Raw genomic sequence first — 23,470 nt, 5'->3', positions numbered from 1 at the left:
CGAGGGGCGGACGGACGATGAAGGCATTTCGACTGGACGAGCTGGAGGCGGAGCGCGCAGCCAATGATGGTGCGTATCTGCAGTTCCTGAGGGAAAGGAACATGTCGGTCGGCCTGTACGCGCTGAACGCGGGCGAGACCGACCCGCAGCAGCCGCACCGCGAGGACGAGGTGTACTTCGTCGTCAGCGGGCGCGCCTCGATCACCGTCGGTATGGAGACGACGCAGGTGGGGCGGGGCAGTGTGGTGTACGTACCGGCGGGGGTGCCGCACAAGTTCCACCACATCAGCGAGGATCTGCGGGTGATGGTCGTCTTCTCGCCGCCCGAGAGCTGACGGCCGGACCGGCGACCGGAATCCGGGGATCCCTAGGGGGCCGGTCAGGGGTCTTCAAGGGATGCGGGTGCCCCGCGAGCCGCCTCTTCGCCCCTAGCATCGAGGTCAGGAAGAAGTGCTGCGAGGGAGAAGAGGGAAAGCGATGGCTGTGCGGGAGATATTCGCGGGGATGCCGTGGTGGGTGAAGTGGGTCGCGGTGCCCGTCATCGCGCTGGTCGTGTTCGGCGGCGCCATCCTGAGCGCCATCGGTCTGCTGATCGGCTTCCTGTTCAAGGTGCTGGTCTTCGTCGCGCTGGTGGGCGGACTGATCTACGTCGTACGCAAGTTCATGGCCTCGTCCTCGTCGTCCGGCAGCGACTGGTAGCCCGTACGGCCGTTAGCCCACCCGGGGGATCCGCGCCCGGAGCACTCTGCGCGACCGGGTTGGGCGGTTAGGGTGACGACTCTCTGATGCCTCAGGCGGGCGCCCGGCCCGTCAGTACGCCTGGGGGTGTGTCCTGTGGCCACGGCACAAACGGCCGCCGTTCCGACGACTCCGACGCCGACTCCGACCACGCCGACTCCGGCTCCGACCCTGATCGGCTCGGTCCAGCGAGCCCTGCGCCTGCTGGAGGCGGCGGGCGCCCATGCCGACGGGGCCCCGGCCAAGCAGCTCGCGAGAGAGACCGGCCTCCCCCTGCCCACCACCTATCACCTGCTGCGCACGCTGGCGCACGAGGGTTATCTGCGGCGTCGGCAGGGCGTGTTCGTGCTGGGTGAGGCGGCCGCGCGGCTGGCGGGCACGGGCGCGCGGCACAATCGTCGCGGCCTGATCACCGACTCCCTGGAGTACTGGCGGGACGCGATCGGCGTACCCGTCTATTTCGCGCTCTACCTCGAGGGGGAGATCGAACCCGTCGCGGTCGCGCAGCGGCCGTCGTCCCCCGCTGTGGAGGAGTGGGCGGACTTCCGCGAGACCGGTCATGCCCATGCCGTGGGCCAGTGTCTGCTGAGCCAGCTCGACGAGGAGGCCCGCCGGGACCATCTGGCCCGCCATCCGGTCGAGCCGCTCACCCGCTATTCCGTACGTGACCGAGGGGCCCTGCTGGAGCGCCTGCGGTCGACGCAGCGGATGCGGCCGGTCGTGGAACGCCAGGAGTACGCGATCGGATCGGTTTGTGCGGCCATTCCGATCACGGTCGGATCCACCGCCGCGACGATTGCTATTTCACTGCCCGCCGAACAGGACCAGCGGTTGCTTCCGGCCGTCGAACAATTACGCAGTGCGGTGGGCGGCCTGCTCGGCTCGTTCGCATTCTCTATCAGTATCTGAAATATCACTCCTTGTTTCTCTCCTTGTGCTTCAAGCACGATGGGTATTGCGGCCAGGTCACTAGGTGCGGGGTAAGCGATGCGCGAGTCGGTTCAGGCAGAAGTCATGATGAGCTTCCTGGTCTCGGAGGAGCTCTCTTTCCGGATCCCCGTGGAGCTCCGGTACGCGACGGGGGATCCGTATGCGGTCCGTATGACGTTCCATCTGCCCGGCGACGAACCCGTCACGTGGGCGTTCGGCCGTGAGCTGCTGATCGACGGTCTCGCCAAGCCGTGTGGCGAAGGCGATGTGCACATCGGGCCGGCCGACCCGGAAGAACTCGTGGATGTTCACATTCGCCTTCAGGTGGCCGGGGACCGTGCGCTGTTCCGGGCGAGCGCCGCTCCGCTGGTGGCGTTCCTCGACCGTACGGACCGGCTTGTGCCGCTGGGACAGGAGTGCGCCCTCGGGGACTTCGAGGGAAACCTGGACGAAGCGCTCGGCCGCATCCTCGCCGAGGAGCAGAGCGCCGGCTGAGCGCGCCCTGCGCCGGGCGGCCGGTCAGCGCTTGCGGCGCCGTCCCTTGCCGCCGCCACCGAAACCGCCGCCGAGTCCGCTACCGAAACCGCTGCCGGGACCGCCAATGCCGCGTGCGGGTGAAGCGGCAGCAGGCCCGTCCGGTGCCGGCCGGTCGGCCGAAACGACCAGCGCCGCGAGCGCGGTCGTCACCGGCACCGAGGCGACCAGCCCGATCGAGCCGACCAGTGTCCGTACGATCTCCTCCGCGACCAGCTCACTGTTGGCGACCGTACCCACGCTGCTCTGCGCGATGGAGAAGAGCAGCAGCAGGGGCAGGGCGGCGCCCGCGTACGCCAGGACGAGGGTGTTGACGACGGACGCGATGTGGTCGCGGCCGATGCGGATACCGGCTCGGTAGAGGGCGCGGGGGCCCATCGACGGGTCCGCCTGGTGGAGTTCCCAGACCGCCGACGTCTGGGTGACCGTCACGTCGTCGAGCACACCGAGCGAGCCGATGATGACGCCCGCGAGCAGCAGGCCGCTCATGTCGATGTCCGGGTAGAGGCCGTGGATGAGCCCAGTGTTGTCGTCCGTGTTGCCACTGAGATACGCCCAGCCGATGAAGAGCGAGCCGAGCAGCCCGATCAGCAGCAGTGAGATGAGCGTGCCGACTACGGCGACGGACGTACGGGCGGTCAGGCCGTGGCAGGCGTAGAGCGCGATCAGCATGATGGCGCTCGCCCCGACGACCGCGACGATCAGCGGATTCGAACCCTGGAGGATCGCGGGGAGGATGAACAGCGTCAGGATCGCGAAGGACACGGCGAGTGCGATCAGCGCCATCAGGCCCTTCATGCGGCCGACGACGATCACCGCGAGCGCGAAGATGCCGGCCAGCAGCGCCATCGGGATCCCGCGGTCCACGTCCGTCACCGAGTACTGGAGGTCGCGGGGCGCGTCGGGCGCGTACGCCACCACCACGCCCTGCCCCTCGTTCAGCTGTCTCGGCGCGTCCGGCTGGACGATCTCGGTGAAGGTACGGCCCTTGTCCTTGCCGGACGTGACCTCGACCGTCGCCCTCTCACAGGTGCCCTGCTGCGCCTGCTGGGCCTCGCGGCCGGACGGCGTGGACGTGTCGCCGGTCGGTGGCACCTGGGCGGCGTTCACGTCCTTGCAGTCGACCTGCTGAACCTGCGTCACCTTGCCCGACACGGTCTGCCGGTCGAAACCGACACCGGTGCGCTCGTGCTCGGGCGCGCCGCCGGGCCAGAGCACGACGAGGCCGATGAAAACGGCCGTGGCGAAGGGGATCAGCACCGCCGCGATGACCTTGCGCAGGTGCTTGGAGACGGGCGCGGCGGGCCCGTGACTGTGGGTGTGGCCGTGGATTTCGGGCGTTGGCTGTGGGGACGTCACCGACCGATCATCGCAAGAACGACGGGGGCCCTCTGTTCAGCGCGCCAGAAAGGACGCTAGCGTGGGGGCACCTTTGCACACGCGGGAGCTCGGAGCACCGGGCTGAGAGGGCGCTGACCTTCGTACGCAAATCCGTACGAAAGCCGCTGCGTCGACCGCCGAACCTGTTACCGGGTAATGCCGGCGTAGGGAGTAGGTCTCATGACCACAGCGGATGCACACACGCCTGCCACCAGCCAGGACGGCCGCAAGCCGGGCTGGCACAAGGGATACGTGACCGGGCCCGAGGGCTCGCGTTCGGATCTTCGCGTGCCGGTCCGGCAGGTGCACCTCACCAACGGGAAGGACGTGACGCTGTACGACACGTCCGGCCCGTACACCGACCCCACCATCGAGACGGACGTACGCCGCGGACTCGCGCCGCTGCGCGAGAACTGGATCATCGGCCGCGGCGACACCGAGGAGTACGCGGGCCGCCCGGTCCGTCCCGAGGACGACGGGATCAAGCACACCTCGCCGCGCGGGGGCCTTCGGAACCTCGACGCGGTCTTCCCGGGCCGTCCGCGCCAGCCCCGCCGGGGCCGCGACGGCCAGGCCGTCACGCAGCTCGCGTACGCCCGCCGCGGCGACATCACGCCCGAGATGGAGTACGTGGCGATCCGCGAGAACGTGGCGCCCGAGGTCGTACGGGAGGAGATCGCGGCGGGCCGGGCGGTCCTGCCGGCGAACGTCAACCACCCGGAGATCGAGCCGATGATCATCGGCAAGCGGTTCCTGGTGAAGGTCAACGCCAACATCGGCAACTCCGCCGTCACTTCCTCCATCGAGGAGGAGGTGGACAAGATGACGTGGGCCACCAAGTGGGGCGCCGACACGGTCATGGACCTGTCGACCGGCCGCAACATCCACACCACCCGCGAGTGGGTGCTGCGCAACTCCCCCGTCCCGATCGGCACCGTCCCGCTCTACCAGGCCCTCGAAAAGGTCGACGGCCGGGCGGAGGAGCTGACCTGGGAGATCTACAAGGACACGGTCATCGAGCAGGCCGAGCAGGGCGTCGACTACATGACGGTCCACGCCGGCGTGCGGCTGCCGTACGTCCCGCTGACCGCCCGTCGCAAGACCGGCATCGTCTCGCGCGGCGGCTCGATCATGGCCGCGTGGTGCCTCGCGCACCACAAGGAGTCGTTCCTGTACGAGAACTTCGAGGAGCTCTGCGACATCCTCGCGGCGTACGACGTGACGTACTCGCTCGGCGACGGCCTGCGGCCCGGTTCGATCGCGGACGCCAACGACGAGGCGCAGTTCGCCGAGTTGAAGACCCTCGGGGAACTCAACATGATCGCCAAGCGTCATAACGTACAGACGATGATCGAGGGTCCTGGTCACGTCCCGATGCACAAGATCAAGGAGAACATCGACCTCCAGCAGGAGATCTGCGAGGAGGCCCCCTTCTATACGCTCGGCCCGCTCACGACGGACGTGGCCCCGGCGTATGACCACATCACCTCCGGCATCGGGGCGGCGATGATCGCATGGTGGGGCACGGCCATGCTCTGCTACGTGACGCCCAAGGAGCACCTGGGTCTGCCCAACCGTGACGACGTGAAGACCGGCGTCATCACCTACAAGATCGCGGCCCATGCCGCGGATCTCGCCAAGGGGCACCCGGGAGCACAGGAGTGGGACGACGCGCTGTCGGACGCCCGCTTCGAGTTCCGCTGGGAGGACCAGTTCAACCTGGCCCTGGACCCGGACACGGCGCGGTCGTTCCACGACGAGACGCTGCCCGCCGAGCCGGCGAAGACCGCGCACTTCTGCTCCATGTGCGGTCCGAAGTTCTGCTCGATGAAGATCAGCCAGGACATTCGGCGTGAGCACGGCGGCACGCAGGACGAGATCGAGGCGGGCATGGCGGAGAAGTCCAAGGAGTTCGCCGCCGCCGGTAATCGGGTGTACCTCCCGATCGCCGACTGATCCGTCCGTCCCGCCCATATCGTCCATCTCCTCCGTCCCGTCCGTCCCTCGCCCCGGCCGCTGTCAGTGGGTGCCGCTACGTTGGCGGCAGAGCTGATGACAGGAGGCCCGGGGTGAGCGGGGCGGGGACAGTTGTGGAGATTGCCTACGGCGAGGGGTGGGACCTCGCGGCGCGTACGCTGCTGGGGCCGCTGGCCCCGGAGGCGGCGAGGGCCCGGGACGAGGCCGGGCTGCCGTACGTCGCGGTCTGCCGGGTACCGGGCGGGGACGGTCCTGCGGAGGTCCGCCTGGTTTCGTGGCGGGACCACTACGCGGGTGTGTGGGTGTACGACAAACAGGGCCGGCGTACGCAGCGCATCGAGCTGCGACTCCTCGACGGGGACCGGCTGTTCCGCCGGGAGACGGACAGCTGGCTCTACGCGGGCCCGGACATGCCGGAGTTCGACCGCGCGTGCCCCCGCGAGACGGTGTCGCTGCTTCCCGACGGGCGGGGGAGCAACTCGTGGCAGCCCAAGGGGGAAGAGGGCTCCATGCTCACCACTACGGCCGACGTTTCCGAGGAGCAGCGGTGGATGGACCGGCCGGCGTTCGGTGACTGGCCGCTGTTCTCCGCGCAGCGGCGCGGATTGACCGGGCCGGTCGTGTTCCACGACGCCGACGTGCCCGAGGGCGGTGCGGTCGGCCGCCCGGAGGACACGTGGCGCCCTCCCCGGCCGGCCGGTCCCGACCACCTGGAGGCACTGTTCCGGCCCGGTACGCGTATGTCCACCAGTCACTTCTCCGACATGACCGTCCTGGAACCGCGCCGCTGTGGAACACTGCGCGTCCCCAGCGGGGTGCTGGCCGTCGACTGTCCCTGTAACGACGGGAGGCCGAGGATAACGGTGGCTGTCCCGCCGGGTGCGTACGCACTCGAAGAGGCGCGGGTCAGCGTCGGTTACGACTGCGAGTGGACCGGCGGCTGGGTGACCCGTACGGACGCTACGGCGGTCCGGCTGCGGCTGAGCGACACCCCCGCCGCGTCCTGGGACATGGCTCTGGGAGAGGACGACGACATCCGGTTGCTCGGGGACGACGAGGCGTACGGCTTCGCAACGGACGCGGCGACCGGCTGCTTCGCCGACGCCGCGGCCTGGGAGCCCTTGCGGGGGCTCTTCGAGCGGGCCCTGATCCACGACGACCCGCACGCCGGCGAGCACCTCTCGGACTCCATGTACATACTGCGGACCACCGACCAGGCCACGGCGGCCGATCTCGTCGCCTTCGCGACGTGCGGGGACCGCACGTATCCCGTCTGGGTGGGGCGATCGGAGGCCGGGGAGATCGTCTGCGTGGACGTGGTGCTGGACTACCTGCCCGACCTCAAGGTGCACTGACCGGCCGGATCGCCACCGGCGCCGGCCCGCGCGGTAACGGAACAGGCAACAACCGCCCACCACTTGATCATTCATGTCTACGCTCCCCACCATGGGCGGAATCGACGTGGCCAATGGAGTGGTGGGCGCCGTGCTGGGCATGGTGTTCGCCACGCTGTTTCAACAGCCCTTGCAGGACGCCTGGTTCAGGATCCGCAGGCGCTCGGCGAGCGCGGTGCGCAGCATGCGCTCCCGTGGGGAGCCCAGCCGCGCCTGGACCACGTTCGCACTGGGGCCGCTCCACACCTCCGCCTTGATCGTGGAGGGTGACGGTGAGTCCACGATCACCAGCGAGGCCATACACATTCAGGTCCTGGACGACGAAATAGCCCTGCCCGCGGAGATGGCCGGCTGGCGTGAGGAGATCGCGGCCGAGAGCGATCGGCTCCAGGCCGAGGGCCGGACGCCCGTGTGGAACGGTCCGCGTTACGCCGTCGAGTCGTTCGGTATCTCCCGGTCCGCTCTCGACGAGCATCCGGAGGTCCACCTGCGGCTGCGGCCCACCGACTACTACACGTTTCTGGCGGCCCAGCAGCTCGACCGCCGGCTGACCGGCGGCGGCACGCCCCGCTCCCGCTACCTCGACCCCGACCGCCCCCTGGAAGCACCTGCCTTTCTCCAGTGCAGCTTCGGCGTCAACGTCGCCGTCGTGACCGCCGACGACATGCTGGTCGTCAGCCAACGCAGCGAACGGGTGCGGATGGCGCCGGGGGTGTGGAACTCCTCGGTCAACGAGGGGCTGTCCCGGCACATCGACTCCTCGGGCCGCAACGCACCGGACCTGTACGCCGTCGCCCGGCGTGGTATGCGGGAGGAACTCTCCCTGGAGCCGTCCGAGCACTCGCTCGCTCTGCTCGCCTTCGTGCTGGACGTCGACAGGCGCCACTGGAGCGCCCACTTCTACGCACGGCTCAAGACCTTGACCCGCGAGGGCGTCCAGGCACGCATGAGCCGGGGCGTCGCCGACCGGTGGGAACACCAGACGACGGAATTCGTCCCCTTCCGCCCGGCGGACGTGACCAGGTATCTGCTGCGTGCGGACCGGATACACCGGTGGGCTCCGGCGGCTCCGGCGCTGTTCCACCTGGCGCTGGTGCACGTCCACGGTCGCGCGTCGGTGGAACGCGCGGAGGCGCAGACCGTCCGGCGGCTCCAGTAGTTACTCGGGTTTGTGGTCGGGGCCACCGAAGTCGGGGCTGGAGAAGTCCGGGCTGGAGAAGCTCGGGCGCGGCCCCGGTGTGGTGCCGCCGTCCGGGCCGGGGCTGCTGTAGTCCGGTCGCGAGTACCCCAGGTCGGGCATACGGCCGGCGGGCCGGCGCGGCGCCGGGGCGGCCGGACCCGTACCCGGTTCGGCCAGGGCGGCCCGCAGGAAAGGTACGACGCCCCGCTCCAGCAGGGCGTGGCGCCACGCCTCGCCGGCCCGCTCCACCTCTGGGTTCCGCTCACGCTCACCTCCCCGCCCGTCGCGGCACGCCGTCGAACCGTTGCGCAGGGCCGTCAGGAGCAGGCCGACGGCGGCGGCCAGGAAGCCCGCCGCCGCGAGCGCCGCGAAGATCCAGCCCGCCGTCAGCAGCGTCCGGGCGAAGGCCGGTTCGGGCGTGAGCATGGTGAGGAGGTATCCGACGATCAGGAAGATCACCGAGGCGGTGCCCGCCAGCACGGGGGCCAGAACGGCGACGACGGCGGCCGCGCCCGCGCCCGTCGTCTCCGTCGTGGCGTCGCCCATGGCGAGGACGGAACCGGTGCCGTCGGCCGCCGCGGGAGGCGTGCGCATTTCCTCGCGGACCTTTACGTAATGGTCGTATTCGGTGGCCGCCGCCGCGGCGATGAGCGCACTGGCGTTCATTGCCATGGTGCGCAACTGGGTCGAGTTCAGCCGTTGCCCGATGGCGGACAGTTCCGGGCGGTGGTGAGCGGTGCGCAGTGCCTCGTCGAGAACGCGTTCGAATTCCGGGCGGTCCTCGGCCAGCAGGTGCGGAGCGCTGCTGTTCATGTGCATCCCCCGATGCTCCGTAGGGCCGGAATACCCGCCATGGGCGGGTAATTGGGCGGAAACGGAGGAGAGCCTGCTACGGATAAGCCGATGGTAGAGCGCCTACGGCACGGGGTGACAGGGGGTTTCCGGAAATAGGCCCAGTGATAAGTGCGGCATGTATATGGCCGCGCCTGCCCCCGCGAAGTTCAGTTATGCAGGGGGAGTTGGACCACCAGCAGCTTTCCGGCCATGGTCACGCCGCCGTCCATGGCGATGGCGAGCCCGTCGGCGTACACGTGAGGCCCCTCCACGACCGGCCCGGAATTCTCGTCGTCGTCGTCCGCGCTCTCATTGCCCACCTCGCCCAGCAGGTAGGGGATGGGGCTGTGACCATGGACGATGCGTTCGCCGCCGTACGCGTCGAGGAGCTCGCGCACGGCCTGGGCGCCGCCCTCGTCACGGAAGGCGAAGCGCTTGGTGAGCTTGCGGAAGACGTCCCAGCACTCGTCGGCGTCGTTGCGCGTGAGAATGGCGTGGACTGTGTCGTTCACGTCCTCGATGGTGCTGCCGTAGTCGAGATAGGCGGTTGTGTCGGAGTGCGTCAGCAGATGCGCGTCTTCCAGTGCGATCGCGTCGAGGCGGGACATCCACTGCAGGTGTACGTCCTGAAGCCGGTCCATGTCGGCCTTCTGGCCGCCGTTGAGCAGCCAGGCGGCCTGGAACGTGGCGGTGCCAGCTCCTGAGTTGACCGGGGTGTCGCCGAACCGCTTGGCGCCGATCAGCAGCAGCTCGTGGTTGCCCATGAGGGCTTTGCAGTAGCCGCCGGCGGCCGCGGCCTCGGCGGACAGCCGCATCACCAGGTCGATGACGCCGATCCCGTCGGGCCCGCGGTCCGTGAAGTCGCCGAGGAACCAGAGCCGGGCGTTGCCGGCCGCCCAGCGGCCCTCGGCGTCGATGAGGCCCTGCTCGGCGAGGGCGGCGTACAACTCGTCCAGGTAGCCGTGCACATCGCCGACGACGAAGAGCGGGCCGAGGCCCTCACCGGCGGCGGGCCGCGGCTCGGGGCCGGGCTGCACCGACACCTGGAGCGTGTCGCCGGGGCCGCCGCGGCTGATCACCGGGAGGTCGCGCTGGGTGGGTGTGTACCCCTCCGGCTCCTCGTCGACGGCGTAGGGGCCGCCGTAGGTGCTCCCGTAGGCGTCCGTGTGCGCGGGATTGGGGGCCTGTGCGTACGGCGGTACGCGGAAGTCCCGCAATGTAGCCGTCCGCACTGCGGGTCCCTGACCGGCCCCCTGAGTCATCGACCCCTCCACCACCGTCGCGCGCCGCCGTACACCTTTGGGTCCCACCTGGTCGTGGTTGGTCCGCGGTGTCGTGCGCCCATCATAGGAATGAGGCTCGTGCTCTGTGACGCACCAGGGGTGGTGAATCCGGATGCGCACCTGGTTTGGCGGTTGTTTCGTCCCAATTGGGGAGGTCAGTCCCCGGAAGGTGAGCGCGGCGGACTCACCGTGGTGCGTGGCGGCCGGCGCTGCGAGGACGTCCGGACGATGAGTTCGGTCGGTATGACCTGTTCGACGGGGCGGTCGGTGTTGATGCCCTCGATGGCGTCGATGAGGAGCTGGACCACGGCTGTGCCGATGCGGCGCGGCTTCAGCGAGAGCGTGGTGATGGGCGGGTCGGTGGCGGCGTACACGGTGGACTCGCTGCAGCAGACGAGCAGCAGGTCCTCGGGTACGCGCAGTCCGTAGCGGCGGGCGGCGGCGAGCAGGTCGGTGCCGTTGGGGTCGAAGAGCCCGTACACGGCGTCGGGCCGGTCCGGGCGGGCGAGCAGCCGGTCGGCGGCGACGGCGCCCGCGCAGGGGTCGTGCGCGGGGTAGGACTCGTAGACCGGGTCCTGGCCGACGCGCTCGCACCAGCGCAGGTACGCGTCGGTGGACAGGCGGGTGTAGGTGTCGGTGGTGTTGCCGGTGAGCAGTCCGATGCGTCGGGCTCCGGCTTCGGCGAGATGGTCGAGCAGGTCGAGGACGGCTGCTTCGTGGTCGTTGTCGACCCAGGCGGTCACGGGCAGGGTGCCGGCGGGCCGGCCGTCGGAGACGACGGGAAGGCCCTGGCGTACGAGTTCGGTGACGACCGCGTCGTGGTCGGAGGGGTCGATGACGACGGTGCCGTCGAGGGCGACGTTCGACCAGACGTCGTGCCGGGAGGTGGCGGGGAGGATGACGAGGGCGTACCCGCGGGCGAGCGCGGCCGAGGTCGCGGCTCTCGCCATCTCGGCGAAGTACGCGAATTCGGTGAAGGTGAAAGGTTCATCCCCGTACGTGGTCACGGTCAGGCCGATGAGGCCCGACTTGCCGGTACGGAGGGTTCTGGCCGCCGCGGAGGGGCGGTAGCCCAGTCTCTCGGCGACCTCGCGAACATGGCTGCGGGTGGCGTCCGGGAGCCGGCCCTTGCCGTTGAGCGCGTCGGAGACCGTCGTGATGGAGACGCCGGCTGCGGCGGCTACGTCCCGAATGCCCGCTCGTCCTTGCCGGGTGTTCCGCCGGGGGGGTTCCGTCCGGCTCACCTGATGCTTCCCTGCTGCTGTCATGGCGAGCTGATATTAGAGCTCGGGCGTGTGGTTAGGGCGGATGCATATGCAGTCGTTGACAGGCACGTTTCTGCAAGGCGTTATCCCCTAATTGCCTGTGATTAAAAGGCAGTTGGGAAAGTCGGCCGGTGAGTCACGCTTGTCGACCGGCACGGTCCTGCCAAGTGGCCCAGGTTTCGGAGAGGTCTCAACTCACCTTCACGGGGGATGCGCGCCACGGAGTGAGCCACCGGCGCACACTACGGCGGGGAGCGCTCCCCCCATTCCGTACGCCTGGCTGTTCGCAGGGGAGCCCAATCCTCATAAGGTGAGCAGCATTGGTGGTACGTACGGTCGAGGAGGACCCAGAGTGAGCGAGACGAGCCCCAAGCTGCGTGCGGTGCTGGACGGCATTCCCACCTACAAGCCGGGGAAGCCCGCTGCCGCCGGGGGACCGGTGGCGTACAAGCTGTCCTCCAACGAAAACCCGTATCCGCCGCTGCCCGGCGTGCTGGAGGGCGTGATCGCCGCCGCCGGGAACTTCAACCGATACCCGGACATGGCCTGCACCGGTCTGATGAACGAGCTCGCGAACCGGTTCGGGGTTCCCGTCTCCCACATCGCCACCGGCACGGGTTCCGTCGGGGTGGCGCAGTCGCTGCTCCAGGCGACCTCGGGCCCCGGTGACGAGGTGATCTACGCCTGGCGGTCCTTCGAGGCGTACCCGATCATCACGCGGATCAGTGGCGCTACGGCGGTGGAGGTGCCGCTGACCTCCGGTGACGTGCACGATCTGGACGCGATGGCCGACGCGATCACCGAGCGGACCCGGCTGATCTTCGTCTGCAACCCCAACAATCCGACCGGCACGGCCGTGCGCAGGGCCGAGCTGGAGCGCTTCCTGGACCGGGTGCCCTCGGATGTGCTGGTGGTGCTGGACGAGGCGTACCGGGAGTTCGTCCGGGACGAAGAGGTGCCGGACGGGATCGAGCTCTACCGCAGCCGGCCGAATGTGGCGGTGCTGCGTACCTTCTCCAAGGCGTACGGGCTGGCCGGCCTGCGGGTCGGTTTCGCCGTGGCGCACGAGCCGGTGGCGGCAGCGCTGCGCAAGACGGCGGTGCCCTTTGGTGTGAGCCAGCTGGCGCAGGACGCGGCGGTGGCCTCGCTGCGGGCCGAGGACGAGCTGCTCGGCCGGGTCGGCTCGCTGGTCTGCGAGCGCAAGCGGGTGTACGAGGCGCTGGTCAAGCAGGGCTGGACCGTCCCCGACACGCAGGCGAACTTCGTCTGGATGCGGCTCGGGGAGCGTACGGCCGCCTTCGCGGCGGCCTGCGAGAAGGCCGGCGTCATGGTCAGGCCCTTCCCGGGGGAGGGCCTGCGGGTCACCATCGGGGAGGACGAGGCCAACGACATCTTCCTGCACACCGCCGAGGCTTTCCGTAAGGAGCTCTAGGTCACACCGGGGACTCCTCTGAGGCAGCCCGGCCTTGCTTCTGAGGGTCGAAGCCCCTATATCCCTTGCTTTCCTGTGCCCCCGTGCGCCTTTTCGGCGCTCTTCGGGGGCACAGTTGTACCCCCCGGCCGTCGGACGGGAAACGGGTGTGCGCCATACTGGAGCTTGTGAATGTGAACGCGTTCACAAGGTCCCATGCGTTCCAGGCGAAACGAAGGAGATGACGACGTGGACCTGGCTCTGGCGCCGGAGACTCTCGCTCGATGGCAATTCGGCATCACCACCGTCTATCACTTCCTCTTCGTCCCCCTGACGATCTCGCTCGCCGCGCTCACCGCAGGCCTGGAGACCGCCTGGGTGCGTACGCAGAACGAGAAGTACCTCAGGGCCACGAAGTTCTGGGGCAAGCTCTTCCTGATCAACATCGCGATGGGTGTCGTCACCGGCATCGTCCAGGAGTTCCAGTTCGGCATGAACTGGTCCGACTACTCGCGCTTCGTCGGAGATGTCTTCGGGGCGCCGCTGGCCTTCGAAGCCCTGATCGCCTTCTTCTTCGAATCCACCTTCATCGGGCTGTGGATCTTCGGCTGGGACAAGCTGCCGAAGAAGATCCACCTGGCCTGTATATGGATGGTCTCGATCGGCACGGTCCTCTCCGCGTACTTCATCCTGGCGGCCAACTCCTGGATGCAGCACCCGGTCGGCTACCGCATCAACGAGGAGCGCGGCCGGGCCGAGCTCACCGACTTCTGGCGCGTCCTCACCCAGGACACCGCGCTCACCCAGTTCTTCCACACCATCACGGCCGCGTTCCTCGTCGGCGGCGCGTTCATGGTCGGCATCGCCGCCTTCCATTTGGCGCGCAAGAAGCACATACCGGTGATGCGGACCTCGCTGCGGCTCGGACTGATCACCGTCGTGATCGCCGGAATGCTCACCGCCGTCAGCGGCGACCTGCTCGGCAAGGTCATGTTCAAGCAGCAGCCGATGAAGATGGCCGCCGCCGAGGCGCTGTGGGACGGCGAGGCGCCGGCCCCGTTCTCGGTCTTCGCGTACGGAGACGTCGACGCCGGCCACAACAAGGTCGCCATCGAGATCCCCGGACTGCTGTCCTTCCTCGCCAACGGCGACTTCTCCTCGAACGTCCCCGGCATCAACGACGTCAACAAGGCCGAGCAGGAGAAGTTCGGGCCCGGCGACTACCGGCCCAACATCCCCGTCGCGTACTGGGGCTTCCGCTGGATGATCGGGTTCGGCATGGCGTCCTTCACGCTCGGGCTGCTCGGGCTGTGGCTGACGCGCAAGAAGTTCATGCTGCCGGCGGCGCTGCGGACCGGCGACGACGAAGTGCCGAATCTGGTGCTCTTCAGGAAGAAGGCGCTCAGCGCGAAGCACTCGCGGTGGTACTGGATCCTCGCGCTGTGGACCATGGGCTTCCCGCTGATCGCCAGCTCGTGGGGCTGGATCTTCACCGAGATGGGCCGTCAGCCCTGGGTCGTGTACGGCGTACTGCGCACCAGCGACGCGGTCTCCCCCGGTGCCTCGCAGGGCGAGGTCATCGCCTCGATGACCGTCTTCACGCTCCTCTACGCGATCCTCGCCGTGATCGAGGTCAAACTCCTCCTGAAGTACGTCAAGGCCGGACCGCCCGAACTCACGGAGGCCGACCTCAACCCACCCACCAAGATCGGCGGCGACCACACGGACGCCGACCGGCCGATGGCCTTCTCGTACTGAGGACTGAGGAGCTGAGGTATGGAACTCCACGACGTCTGGTTCGTACTCATCGCCGTACTGTGGACCGGCTACTTCTTCCTGGAGGGCTTCGACTTCGGTATCGGGGTCCTGACGAAGCTGCTCGCCCGTGACCGCAAGGAGAAGCGGGTTCTCATCAACACCATCGGACCCGTCTGGGACGGCAACGAGGTGTGGCTGCTGAGCGCGGGCGGTGCGACCTTCGCCGCCTTCCCCGAGTGGTACGCCACGCTCTTCTCCGGGTTCTACCTGCCGCTGCTGCTGATCCTGCTCTGCCTGATCGTGCGCGGAGTCGCGTTCGAGTACCGGGTCAAGCGGACCGGGGAGCGCTGGCAGGCCAACTGGGAGCACGCGATCTTCTGGACCTCGCTGCTGCCCGCGTTCCTGTGGGGCGTGGCCTTCGGCAACATCGTGCGCGGCGTGAAGATCGACGCGGACATGGAGTACGTCGGCACCCTGGGCGACCTGCTCAACCCGTACGCGCTGCTGGGCGGACTCCTCACCCTGACGCTCTTCACCTTCCACGGTGCGGTCTTCGCGGGGCTCAAGACGCTGGGCGGGATCCGGGAGCGGGCACGGAAGCTGGCGCTCAAGCTCGGGGTCGTCAGCGGGGTGCTGGCCGTTGCCTTCCTGGGCTGGACGCAGCTCGACAACGGTGACGCGGCGAGCTTCGTCGCGATGGCTGTGGCGGTGCTGGCGCTCGTCGCGGCGATCGGGTTCACGGCTGCCGGGCGTGAGGGGTGGGCGTTCGGGCTGTCGGGGGTGACCATCGTGGCCGCGGTCGCGATGCTCTTCCTGACGCTGTTCCCGAACGTCATGCCGTCCTCGCTGAACGAGGCGTGGAGCCTTACGGTCACCAACGCGTCCTCCACGCCGTACACCCTGGAGATCATGACCTGGTGCGCCGGGATCGCGATGCCGGTGGTGTTGCTGTACCAGGGCTGGACGTACTGGGTGTTCCGCAAGCGGATCGGCACGCAGCACATCGCCGATGCGCACTAGTGGGGGATGTTTCACGTGAAACCGATCGACCCGCGTCTGCTCCGGTACGCCCGCGCCACCCGCCTCTTCCTGGGGGCGGTGGTGGTCCTCGGCCTGGCCGGAGCGGGCCTGGTCGTCGCCCAGGCCATGCTCATCGCCGAGGTGGTGGTGGGGGCGTTCCAGCGCGGCCTGGACGGTACGGAGCTGCGTACGCCGCTGCTGCTTCTGGCGGTGGTAGCGCTGGGGCGCGCCCTGGTGGCGTGGCTTACGGAACTCGCCGCGCACCGGGCGAGCGCGGCGGTCAAGTCGGAGCTGCGGGGGCGGCTGCTTGAGCGGGCCGTCACGCTGGGGCCCGGGTGGCTGAGCCAGCAACGGGTGGGGTCGTTGGTGGCACTGGCTACGCGGGGCGTCGACGCGCTGGACGACTACTTCTCGCGGTACTTGCCGCAGCTCGGGCTCGCGGTCGTCGTACCGGTGGCGGTGCTCGCCCGGATCGTGACCGAGGACTGGGTCTCGGCGGCGGTGATCGTGGGGACGCTGCCGCTCATCCCGCTCTTCATGATCCTCATCGGGTGGGCCACCCAGGCGCGCATGGACCGGCAGTGGCGGCTGCTGTCGCGGCTGTCCGGGCACTTCCTGGATGTCGTGGCCGGGCTGCCGACGCTCAAGGTGTTCGGGCGGGCGAAGGCACAGGCGGAGTCGATCCGTTCGATCACGGCCGAGTACCGGCAGGCGACCATGCGCACGCTGCGTATCGCGTTCCTGTCGTCGTTCGCCCTGGAGCTGCTGGCGACGCTGTCGGTGGCGCTGGTCGCGGTGGGCATCGGCATGCGGCTGGTGCACGGAGACCTGGATCTGTACACGGGGCTGGTCATTCTCGTGCTGGCGCCCGAGGCGTATCTGCCGCTGCGCCAGGTCGGGGCGCAGTACCACGCGGCGGCGGAGGGGCTGGCCGCGGCGGAGGAGATCTTCGAGGTACTGGAGACCGAGCCGCGGGGGCCGGTGGGTGGCGGGGACGCGCCTTCCTCCGGGCCGCTGCGGGTGGAAGGGGTGACGGTCCGGCACGCCGGGCGGACCGAGGCGTCGCTGGACTCGGCGTCACTGGTGGTGCGTCAAGGCGAGACGGTCGCGGTCGTCGGACCGAGCGGGGTCGGCAAGAGCACGCTGCTGAACGTCCTGCTCGGCTTCGCCCCGGTGGACGAGGGACGGGTGGTCGTCGGAGACGGGCCGGGCGCCGTGGACCTCGCGACCGTGTCGATGGAGCGGTGGCGGGAGCGGATCGCGTGGGTCCCGCAGCGGCCGCATCTGTTCGCGGGAACGGTCGCCGAGAACGTACGGCTGGCGAGGCCGGACGCGGATGACGCGGCGGTGGTCGCGGCTTTGCGGGACGCCGGGGCGTACGACTTCGTGGCGGCGCTCCCCCAGGGCGTCGAGACGCGGCTCGGGGAGGACGGCGCGGGGCTGTCGGCCGGGCAGCGGCAACGGCTCGCCCTCGCGCGGGCGTTCCTCGCCGACCGGCCGCTGCTGCTGCTGGACGAGCCGACGGCGAACCTGGACGGGGAGACGGAAGCGGGGATCGTCGACGCGGTACGGCGGCTGGCGACGGGGCGCAGCGTGGTGCTGGTGGTGCACCGGCCGGCGCTGCTGGCTGTGGCGGACCGGGTGGTGGAGCTGGGGCGTCCCTTCGGGGCGGGCGGTGGGGGCGCGGGTGCGGGTGCGGATGCGGCCGTCGGGCGCCCCTTCGGGGCGGGCGGGTTGCCCACCCGCCCACCCGTTGAAGGGGGACGGGTTGTTGGGGGTGCCGGGGACCTGGCGGGGCGGGGTGCGGGTACCGGTGTGGGTGCGGACGTGCGCCCCTTCGTGGCGGAGGGGTCTCCCACGCGCCCGCCCGTCGGAGGGGAGCGAGTTGGTGGGCGTGGGGTGCTGGGGCGGGTTCGGGAGGCTGCCGGGGAGTTGCGCGGGCGGTTGGGGCTCGCGCTGGGGCTCGGGAGTCTTGCGCTCGGGTCGGCCGTGGGGCTCATGGCCGTCTCTGGGTGGCTCATCTCGCGTGCCTCCGAGCAGCCCCCGGTGCTCTATCTGATGGTCGCCGTCACCGCTACCCGTGCCTTCGGCATCGGGCGCGCCGTCTTCCGGTACGCCGAGCGCCTCGTCGCCCACGACGCCGTACTGCGGATGCTCGCCGAAATGCGCGTCGCCGTGTACCGGCGCCTGGAGCGGATCGCACCCGCCGGGCTGCGCGAGACCCGGCGCGGTGACCTGCTGTCCCGGCTCGTCGCCGATGTGGACGCGTTGCAGGACTACTGGCTGCGGTGGCTGCTGCCCGTCGGCAGCGCCGTTCTCGTAGGTGCGGGCTCCGTCGGGTTCACCGCCTGGCTGCTGCCCGAGGCCGGTGCGGTACTGGCCGCCGGGCTCCTCGTCGCCGGGGTGGGCGTGCCGTGGCTGAGCGGGGCCTGTGCCCGGCGGGCCGAGCGGCAACTGGCGCCCGCGCGCGGGGTGCTGGCGACGCGGGTCGCCGATCTGCTCGGCGGTACGGCCGAGCTGACCGTCGCCGGCGCGCTCAAGCGACGTATGGCAGGGGTCCGGGAAGCCGACGGGGTGCTGACGCGGATCGCTTCGCGAGGCGCGACCGCCACCGCCCTCGGCGGCGGGCTCTCCTCGCTGGCCTGCGGGCTGACCGTGGTGTTCGCCGCGCTCGCCGGAGTGCAGGCCGTGCACGACGGGCGGCTGTCGGGGGTGACGCTCGCCGTGGTCGTACTGACCCCGCTTGCCGCCTTCGAAGCCGTCACCGGACTTCCGCTCGCCGTGCAGTACCGCCAGCGCGTCAAGTGCAGCGCGGAGCGCGTGTACGAGGTGCTGGACGTGCCCGTGCCGGTGCGTGAGCCGCAGACGCCCGCCGCCCGGCCCGCCTCGCCCTTCCCGCTGGAGATGCGGGGGATTGGCGCCCGCTACGCCGGGCAGGATCGGGACGCGCTGGCCGGCCTCGACCTGACGCTGGAGGCCGGCCGGCGCATCGCCGTGGTCGGCCCCTCCGGTGCCGGGAAGACGACGCTCGCCCAGGTGCTGCTGCGCTTCCTGGACGCGCGGGCTGGGACGTACACGCTCGGCGGAACGGACGCCGCGGAACTCGACGGCGACGACGTGCGAAGGCTCGTCGGCCTGTGCGCGCAGGACGCGCACCTGTTCGACAGCTCGGTACGGGAGAACCTCAGGCTGGCCAGGACCGACGCGTCCGAGACGGAACTCAGGGACGCCCTCGCCGCCGCCAGGCTGCTGACCTGGGTGGACGGTCTGCCCGACGGACTCGACACGATGGTCGGCGAACACGGCGCCCGCCTCTCCGGCGGCCAGCGCCAGCGCCTCGCACTGGCCCGCGCACTCCTCGCCGATTTCCCGGTCCTCGTACTCGACGAGCCCGCCGAGCACCTCGACCTGGCGACGGCGGACGCACTGACGGCCGACCTCCTGAAGGCCACGGAGGGCCGTACGACGCTGATCATCACGCACCGGCTCCAGGGCCTGGAGGCCGTGGACGAGGTGATCGTGCTGGACGACGGCCGCGCCGTACAGCGCGGCCCGTACAGGCAGCTGGTGGAGGCCGAGGGGCCGCTGCGGCGGATGCTGGAGCGGGAGCTGGCGGCCGAACCGCTCGCAGCACGCGGAGTGGGAGAAGAAGCCCGACTTTCGCCCTGAAATATGACTTATTAGGCTCTAGGCATGCCAGTGGAGGACGTGCCGGACCGGAGCGACCACCTCGAAGCCGCCACGCAGGCCGCCCGCAGCCTGCAGGGCCTCTCCACCGAACTCACCGCGCGCGTCCCCCAGCTGCTGGAGGCCATGCGGTCCGTCGGTACGGGCCTTGAGCTGCACTCCACCCTCGACCGGATCTGCGAGACCGCCGCCGAGCTCGCCGGCGCCAGGTACGCGGCGCTCGGCGTCGTCGACGAAGAGCGCGACGGCCTCGCCGACTTCGTGACGTACGGCATGAGCGAGGAGCAGGTCGCCCGGATCGGGCGGCTGCCCGACGGCCACCACGGGCTGCTGGGAGCCCTGGTCCAGGACCCCGAGCCGGTACTCCTCGGTGATCTGACCACCGACCCGCGCTTCGCCGGATTCCCCGCGCACCACCCCACGATGGGGACCTTCCTGGGCGTTCCCGTCCGCGTAGAGGGCGAGATCTTCGGGAATCTCTACCTCGCGGAGAAGCACGGCGGGGCCGAGTTCGACGACTACGACCTGCAGATGGTCCGGGTGCTCGCCACGGAGGCCGGGATCGCCATCGGCAACGCCCGGCTGTACGAGGCGGCGCGCCGGCGCGAGCGCTGGATCGACGGGTCCGTCGCCGTCACCACCGCGCTCCTGTCCGGCACAGACGCCGACGAGGCGCTCACCGTCGTCGCGGAACAGGCCCGCCGCCTCGCCGACTCGGCCGCCGGAATAGTGCTCCTGCCCGCCGAGGGGGGCGGCCTGGAGATCGTCGCTGTCTCGGCCGACGATCCGTCCGAGTCGCTCGGTGTGGTCATCCCGCCCCACAGCCCGGCCGTGGCCCGGCTCCTCGCCGGCAAGGCGGTGTTCATCGGCGACTCGGCGAGCGACCCGCGCCTGATCACGAGACTGGCCAAGCGGTACGGGCCCAGCATGCTGCTGCCGCTGCACAGCGGCGGCCGGGTGCTCGGCTCCCTCGCCACACCCCGCGCGCGGGGCGCGAAGCCGTTCACGGAGGCGGAGCGGACACTGGCCGCGCAGTTCGCGTCGCAGGCCGCGCTCGCGCTGATGATGGCGGAGACGCAGCGGGACCGGGAGCGGCTCGCGGTGTACGAGGACCGCGACCGGATCGCCCGCGATCTGCACGACCTGGTCATCCAACGGCTGTTCGCGACCGGGCTGATGCTGGAGAGCGCGCAGCGCAGGTCCGTCGTGCCCGAGGTGCGGACGGGAGTGGGCAGGGCGGTGGATGAGCTGGACGTGACGATCCAGGAGATCCGTACGGCGATCTTCGCGCTCCAGCAGGGCCCGGCCGAGGCGCCTTCGGGACTGCGTACACGTGTACTGCGGGAGATCAACATGGCGGCCGTGCCCCTGGGCTTCAAGCCCGCACACCACTTCGTCGGCCCCGTCGACTCGCTGGTCGGCGAGCTCACCGGCAAGAACCTCATCGCGGCGCTGCGCGAGGCGCTGTCCAACGCCTTCCGGCACGCGCGGGCTTCCCGTATCGAAGTCGTCGTGGACGCCACCGCCGAACTGGCGGACGGGAGCCGCGGGGTGCGGCTTTCGGTCGCGGACGACGGGGTCGGCATCCCGCAGGGCGGCCGGCGCAGCGGGCTGCGCAACCTCAAGCGGCGGGCCGAGTCGCTGGGCGGTACGAGCCGGTGCGGGCCGGGGCTCGGTGAGGACGGCGGGGGCACGACGGTGGTGTGGGAGGCGCCGCTGTAGGGGCCGCTGCGGGATCCCTGCGGGAGCCGCTGCGCGATCCGCTGAGGGAGCCCCTGCGCGGTTCCTTGCGTGATCTTCTGCGGGAGCCGCTGCGGGATCCTCTGCGGGAGCGGCTGCGCGATTCCCCTGCGCGTTCTTCTGCGGGAGCCGCCGCGCGATGCCGCTGCGGGCGGGTCCTCGGGTACCGCTGGAGGCCCCAGGGTAGGCCGGATGGCGGGACGACACCCCGGTGGCGTGACCTTGGTGCACGCGATCGGGGGGTGGCCAAGACACCATCCGTGGATGCACCTCGGACCCTGCCAACGGCTGCTCGTGCCGGTGCTGTGCGTGCTCCTGTGCCTTCCCGCGCCTGCCGCCGCAGCCGTACTCGCCGCTCCCGCGCCCGCAGTCGCCCACTCCGCCGCGTCGGCCGCTCCCGCCGGTGACGCCTCCTCCGACGGACCCGTCATCGGCGCTGAGGTTGCGCGGCTGTACGAACAGGCCGCCCGCGCCTCCGCGACGTACGAGCAGGGCAGGCGCGAGGCGAAGGAGCAGCGGGCGAAGGCGCTGCGCCTGGAGCGGCTGCTCGCGCGCGAGCGCAAGGAGATCCAGCGGCTGCGCGGGGACGTCGGCAGGGTCGCGCGCGCCCAGTACCGCGCCGGCGGCGGCGGGATCGCGTACACGGCGAAGCTGCTGCTCGCGGACGACCCGCAGGAGCTGATGGACGGTCACCGCCTCGCCCGGCAGGCCGAGCTGGCCGTGTCCCGGATGCTGGACCGGGCCAGGCGCGCCGAGCACAGGCTCGCCGAGGGCGAGCGGCTGGCGAGCGCCACCTGGCTCGACCTCGACGCCCGTACGGACCAGCTCGCGTCGGTCAAGCGGGCCATCACGGCGAAGCTCGAAGACGCCCGGTGGAAGCTGCAGGGCGAGGCGGACCGCAGTGTCGCGGCGGGGCGCTGCGCCGGCGCCGTACGCCTGGGCGAGCGGGGACCGCGCACTTCGCGCGCGTGGGTGACGCCTGTCGAGGAGTACGAGTTGTCCGCCGGGTTCGGCGGTGAAGGCGCCCGCTGGAGGAACCGGCACACCGGGCAGGACTTCGCCGTGGACATCGGCACACCGGTGCGGGCCATCGGCAAGGGCCGTGTCGCCTCGGTCTCCTGCGGCGGCGGTTTCGGGATCGAGGTGGTGATCGGACACCCGGACGGCTACTACTCGCAGTACGCGCACCTGGCCGGAGTCATGGTCGACCAGGGGGAGCGGGTGCGTACCGGCCAGTGGATCGGGCAGGCCGGCACCACCGGCAACTCCTCGGGGCCGCACCTGCATTTCGAGGTACGGCTCACTCCCCACCTGGGGTCGGGGATCGATCCGGCGCCTTGGATGCGCGAGCGCGGGGCGGGATTCTGAGGGCCCCGCCCCGCTGTGCGCGGCTATCGGGCCTCGCGTGGCTACAGGGCGGCCAGGATCCGCTCGATGACCACTGCGACGCCGTCGTCATTGTTCGCGACCGTACGGCCGGACGCCGCTGCCACCACGTCCGGGTGCGCGTTGCCCATGGCGTACGACGTGCCCGCCCAGGCCAGCATCTCCACGTCGTTCGGCATGTCCCCGAAGGCCACCACCTCGGCGGGCGAGATGCCGCGCTCCGCACAGCACTGCGCCAGGGTGCTGGCCTTGGAGACGCCGTAACCGCTGATCTCCAGCAGGGCGGTCGGGCTGGACCGGGTGACGGACGCACGCTTGTCCGTGGTCGCGCGGGCCAGGGTGAGGAAGTCGTCGGGGGACAGCTCGGCGTGGTGGGCGAGCAGCTTGACGACCGGGGCCCCGGAGCCGGGGGTGCCCTCCGCGAGGAGCTTTTCGGCGGTGGCCACGGTCGCGCCCGGGTCGAGGTGGAAGGGCGGGTACCCGGGCTCGTAGTGGATGCCTGTGGCGAGCTCGACCGCGAAGGAGGTGCCGGGGGCGGCGGCGCGCAGCGCGAGTACGACGGCGAGCGCGTCCTCGCGGGCCAGCGGGCGGACCTGGATCAGCTTCCCGCCCGCGTGCAGGTCGACGACGGCGGCGCCGTTGGCGCAGATCGCCAGGCCATGGCCGTGGACGTGGTCGCTGACGACGTCCATCCAGCGGGCCGGGCGGCCGGTGACGAAGAAGACCTCGATGCCGGCCCGTTCGGCGGCGGCGAGCGCGGCGATCGTACGGTCCGACACGGACTTGTCGTCACGCAGCAGCGTGCCGTCCAGGTCGGTCGCGATCAGCCGCGGGGTGGTGGTGCCGGCCGGGGCCGGCCGGGCCTGCTGAGGGTCGGTAGCTGAGGTCACAGATCCATCTTCCCGTATGGGATGCACGGGCGTGCGACGGGGCGCACATCTGAGATCCGCCGG

The 23,470-nt window shown here is 70.3% G+C and carries 18 protein-coding genes and 1 riboswitch; of the genes, 13 read left to right on the top strand and 5 right to left on the bottom strand.

What is annotated here, in order from left to right; translation table 11 throughout:
- Positions 1 to 17: 17 nt before the first annotated feature.
- From J7E91_RS15135 to J7E91_RS15120, 4 genes are all read left to right on the top strand, one after another.
- Complete coding sequence (locus J7E91_RS15135; RefSeq protein WP_214903806.1) at positions 18 to 335, top strand: cupin domain-containing protein; 318 nt, start codon at positions 18 to 20, stop codon at positions 333 to 335.
- 148 nt (positions 336 to 483) lie between these two features.
- Positions 484 to 699 carry a DUF5326 family protein gene (locus J7E91_RS15130; protein WP_214903971.1) on the top strand — a complete coding sequence of 72 codons (216 nt, stop codon included), beginning with the start codon at positions 484 to 486 and terminating at the stop codon, positions 697 to 699.
- Between the two features lie 210 nt (positions 700 to 909).
- Complete coding sequence (locus J7E91_RS15125; RefSeq protein ID WP_214903968.1) at positions 910 to 1,647, top strand: IclR family transcriptional regulator; 738 nt, start codon at positions 910 to 912, stop codon at positions 1,645 to 1,647.
- Between the two features lie 78 nt (positions 1,648 to 1,725).
- The gene (locus J7E91_RS15120) at positions 1,726 to 2,163 is read left to right on the top strand and encodes an SsgA family sporulation/cell division regulator (protein ID WP_214903802.1); all 438 of its coding nucleotides are present in this window, start codon (positions 1,726 to 1,728) and stop codon (positions 2,161 to 2,163) included.
- A 24-nt stretch (positions 2,164 to 2,187) separates the two neighbouring features.
- Here J7E91_RS15120 and J7E91_RS15115 read toward each other — a convergent pair whose 3' ends face one another.
- Positions 2,188 to 3,561, bottom strand: coding sequence for a YibE/F family protein (locus tag J7E91_RS15115; RefSeq protein ID WP_308376574.1), 1,374 nt, complete (start codon positions 3,559 to 3,561; stop codon positions 2,188 to 2,190).
- A gap of 71 nt (positions 3,562 to 3,632) precedes the next feature.
- A riboswitch (TPP riboswitch) is annotated at positions 3,633 to 3,770 on the top strand.
- Between J7E91_RS15115 and thiC the strand changes: the two genes are divergently transcribed.
- The 3 genes from thiC to J7E91_RS15100 all read left to right on the top strand — a co-directional run bounded on the left by thiC (position 3,763) and on the right by J7E91_RS15100 (position 8,112).
- The gene (gene thiC, locus J7E91_RS15110) at positions 3,763 to 5,538 is read left to right on the top strand and encodes a phosphomethylpyrimidine synthase ThiC (protein WP_214903799.1); all 1,776 of its coding nucleotides are present in this window, start codon (positions 3,763 to 3,765) and stop codon (positions 5,536 to 5,538) included. (Overlaps the previous riboswitch by 8 nt.)
- A 113-nt stretch (positions 5,539 to 5,651) precedes the next feature.
- A complete protein-coding gene (locus J7E91_RS15105) occupies positions 5,652 to 6,914 on the top strand; it encodes a DUF4241 domain-containing protein (RefSeq protein ID WP_214903796.1) in 1,263 nt (420 codons plus the stop codon).
- A 91-nt stretch (positions 6,915 to 7,005) separates the two neighbouring features.
- Complete coding sequence (locus tag J7E91_RS15100; protein WP_214903793.1) at positions 7,006 to 8,112, top strand: hypothetical protein; 1,107 nt, start codon at positions 7,006 to 7,008, stop codon at positions 8,110 to 8,112.
- On the opposite strand, the gene J7E91_RS15095 is transcribed toward J7E91_RS15100, so the two are convergent.
- The 3 genes from J7E91_RS15095 to J7E91_RS15085 all read right to left on the bottom strand — a co-directional run bounded on the left by J7E91_RS15095 (position 8,113) and on the right by J7E91_RS15085 (position 11,518).
- Complete coding sequence (locus J7E91_RS15095) at positions 8,113 to 8,952, bottom strand: hypothetical protein (protein ID WP_214903790.1); 840 nt, start codon at positions 8,950 to 8,952, stop codon at positions 8,113 to 8,115.
- A gap of 182 nt (positions 8,953 to 9,134) precedes the next feature.
- Positions 9,135 to 10,244 carry a metallophosphoesterase gene (locus J7E91_RS15090; RefSeq protein ID WP_374224712.1) on the bottom strand — a complete coding sequence of 370 codons (1,110 nt, stop codon included), beginning with the start codon at positions 10,242 to 10,244 and terminating at the stop codon, positions 9,135 to 9,137.
- Positions 10,245 to 10,405: 161 nt separating this feature from the next.
- On the bottom strand, positions 10,406 to 11,518 hold the full coding sequence (locus tag J7E91_RS15085) for a LacI family DNA-binding transcriptional regulator (protein ID WP_214903784.1): 1,113 nt from the start codon (positions 11,516 to 11,518) through the stop codon (positions 10,406 to 10,408).
- A gap of 349 nt (positions 11,519 to 11,867) precedes the next feature.
- Here J7E91_RS15085 and hisC point away from each other — a divergent pair, with 349 nt between their 5' ends.
- From hisC to J7E91_RS15055, 6 genes are all read left to right on the top strand, one after another.
- A complete protein-coding gene (gene hisC, locus J7E91_RS15080) occupies positions 11,868 to 12,947 on the top strand; it encodes a histidinol-phosphate transaminase (protein ID WP_214903781.1) in 1,080 nt (359 codons plus the stop codon).
- A gap of 228 nt (positions 12,948 to 13,175) precedes the next feature.
- Positions 13,176 to 14,684, top strand: a complete 1,509-nt coding sequence (locus tag J7E91_RS15075; RefSeq protein ID WP_214903778.1) for a cytochrome ubiquinol oxidase subunit I — start codon at positions 13,176 to 13,178, stop codon at positions 14,682 to 14,684.
- An 18-nt stretch (positions 14,685 to 14,702) separates the two neighbouring features.
- Positions 14,703 to 15,704 (top strand): cytochrome d ubiquinol oxidase subunit II, encoded by a 1,002-nt coding sequence (cydB, locus tag J7E91_RS15070; RefSeq protein WP_214903775.1) that lies wholly within the window; start codon positions 14,703 to 14,705, stop codon positions 15,702 to 15,704.
- Between the two features lie 15 nt (positions 15,705 to 15,719).
- A complete protein-coding gene (gene cydD / locus J7E91_RS15065) occupies positions 15,720 to 19,373 on the top strand; it encodes a thiol reductant ABC exporter subunit CydD (RefSeq protein WP_214903770.1) in 3,654 nt (1,217 codons plus the stop codon).
- Between the two features lie 24 nt (positions 19,374 to 19,397).
- Positions 19,398 to 21,113 (top strand): GAF domain-containing protein, encoded by a 1,716-nt coding sequence (locus tag J7E91_RS15060; RefSeq protein ID WP_214903768.1) that lies wholly within the window; start codon positions 19,398 to 19,400, stop codon positions 21,111 to 21,113.
- Positions 21,114 to 21,395: 282 nt separating this feature from the next.
- Complete coding sequence (locus J7E91_RS15055; protein ID WP_214903766.1) at positions 21,396 to 22,499, top strand: M23 family metallopeptidase; 1,104 nt, start codon at positions 21,396 to 21,398, stop codon at positions 22,497 to 22,499.
- Positions 22,500 to 22,540: 41 nt separating this feature from the next.
- Here J7E91_RS15055 and J7E91_RS15050 read toward each other — a convergent pair whose 3' ends face one another.
- Positions 22,541 to 23,407, bottom strand: a complete 867-nt coding sequence (locus J7E91_RS15050) for an HAD family hydrolase (protein WP_028814691.1) — start codon at positions 23,405 to 23,407, stop codon at positions 22,541 to 22,543.
- Between the last annotated feature and the right edge of the window lie 63 nt (positions 23,408 to 23,470).

The sequence above is a fragment of the Streptomyces sp. ISL-99 genome (assembly GCF_018614005.1).
In the GTDB taxonomy this organism is placed as follows: Bacteria; Actinomycetota; Actinomycetes; order Streptomycetales; family Streptomycetaceae; genus Streptomyces; species Streptomyces flavidovirens.
Note: the sequence above shows the minus strand (reverse complement) of the source record. Positions and strands in the feature narration are given on the sequence as shown.